Raw genomic sequence first — 1,965 nt, 5'->3', positions numbered from 1 at the left:
GTTTGAAGGAGACCGCGCAGGTCAAATGTGGAGCGAGTACGAGACGGATCGGCTGAAGCAGCTGTGCGCGAAGCAAGGGGTGACGCTGTACATGGCGCTCTTGGCGGCGTACGGGGTGCTGCTGTCGCGCTATGCGGGGCAGGAGGATATCGTGGTCGGTTCTCCGGTAGCAGGCAGAAGGCATCCGGATGCGGAACGGATGATCGGGATGTTCGTGGGCACGCTGGCGATGCGCAGCCGCCCGGCGGGAAGCAAACGGTTCGACGCGTACTTGGCGGAAGTGAAGGCAGCGGTGCTGGGGGCGATGGAGAATCAGGACTACCCGTTCGAGGAGCTGGTGGAGAAGGTGGAGGTACGGCGGGATACGAGCCGCAACCCGCTGTTTGACACGATGCTGGTGCTGCAGAACATGCAGATGAGCGAATGGAAGCCGGAAGGACTGACGATTCGGCCGTACCCGCAGGAATACCGGGTCGCGAAATTCGACCTGACGGTGGGTGTGGTTGAGCAGGGCGGGAGGCTGTATTTCGACTGGGAATACAGCACGGCGCTGTTCAAGAAGGAAACAGTCGAGCGGATGTCCGGGCATCTGGCGGCGATTGTGGAACAGATCGTCGAAACGCCAGACATGCAACTGGACGAGATTGAGCTGGCCGGGGAAGAAGAGAAGCGTCAGCTGCTTATCGCATTTAACGACACGAAGACGGAGTATCCGAAGGACCAAACAATCCACGCGCTGTTCGAGCAGCAGGTGAAGCAGACGCCGGAAGCTACAGCGGTAATATTCGAGTCTGAACGGTTGACGTATGAGGAGCTGAACGCGAAGGCGAACCAGCTGGCGCATGAGCTACGTTCGCGTGGGGGTGGTGCAGAGCAGGTCGTGGGGATCAAGGCGGAGCGCTCGGTGGAGATGATCGTGGGGATTCTCGCGGTTCTGAAGGCGGGTGGCGCATACTTGCCGATTGACCCGGCGTACCCGTCGGAGCGGATTGCGTACATGCTGGAAGACAGTGGCGCAAGGCTGCTGCTTGTATACGGCAGGGACGCGGAAGTACCGCAAGATTACGAAGGCAGCGTGCTGAACCTGGCGGACGCATCGCTGTACACAGGCGACACCGCAAACGTACCAGCGGCAAACGGGCCAAACGATCTGGCGTACATGATCTACACGTCGGGATCGACGGGACAGCCGAAAGGGGTCATGGTCGAGCACGGCAGCTTAACGAACATGATGGTTGCGCTGCATAGTAAATATCCTTGCGGGAACGAAGAAGCTTATTTGCTGAAGACGAGCTATACGTTCGACGTGTCGTTGACGGAACTGTTCGGATGGATACCGGGCGGAGGGAAAGTGGTGGTGGCAGCGCCGGGCGCCGAGAGAGATCCAGGGGAGCTGCTCCAAGTCATTGGGGATAACCGGGTGACGCATGTCAACTTTGTTCCTTCCATGCTGCAGCTGTTCATGGCGGAGGCGGAAAGGAGCGAGGGGGCGGCTCTATCATTGCAATACCTGTTTATCGCGGGCGAAGCGTTGCCGACGGAGACGGCTTGGCGAGCATGCGAGCAGTGGCCGCATGCCCGAATCGAGAACATCTACGGGCCGACGGAGGCCACCATTTACGCGACGCAAGAGGCGGTAACTCGGCAAACGGAGAAGGTTGGAATCGGCAAGCCGCTGCCGAACGTTTGCACGTATGTCGTCGACCGGTCGAACAAGCCGCAGCCGATCGGGGTGCCAGGGGAGCTGTGCATCGCAGGAGACGGCTTGGCGCGCGGATACATGAACCGTCCGGAGCTGACGGCGGAGAAGTTCGTGGACAACCCGTTTGAACCTGGGGAGCGGATGTACCGGACGGGAGATCTGGCGAGATGGCTGCCGGACGGGAAGCTGGAATACATGGGCCGAATCGACGAGCAGGTGAAAATCCGGGGATACCGGATTGAGGCGGGAGAAATCGTACACCG

At 60.1% G+C, this 1,965-nt stretch carries 1 protein-coding gene; it reads left to right on the top strand.

Annotated elements, in window-relative coordinates; translation table 11 throughout:
• Positions 1-25: 25 nt before the first annotated feature.
• The coding region (locus ACFSX3_RS24715) for a non-ribosomal peptide synthetase (protein ID WP_379313377.1) at positions 26-1,965 on the top strand (1,940 nt) is incomplete at its 3' end.

The sequence above is a fragment of the Paenibacillus rhizoplanae genome, from assembly GCF_042684125.1.
Taxonomy (GTDB): domain Bacteria; phylum Bacillota; class Bacilli; order Paenibacillales; family Paenibacillaceae; genus Paenibacillus_AQ; species Paenibacillus_AQ rhizoplanae.
This window is presented reverse-complemented; position numbering and strand designations above follow the sequence as displayed.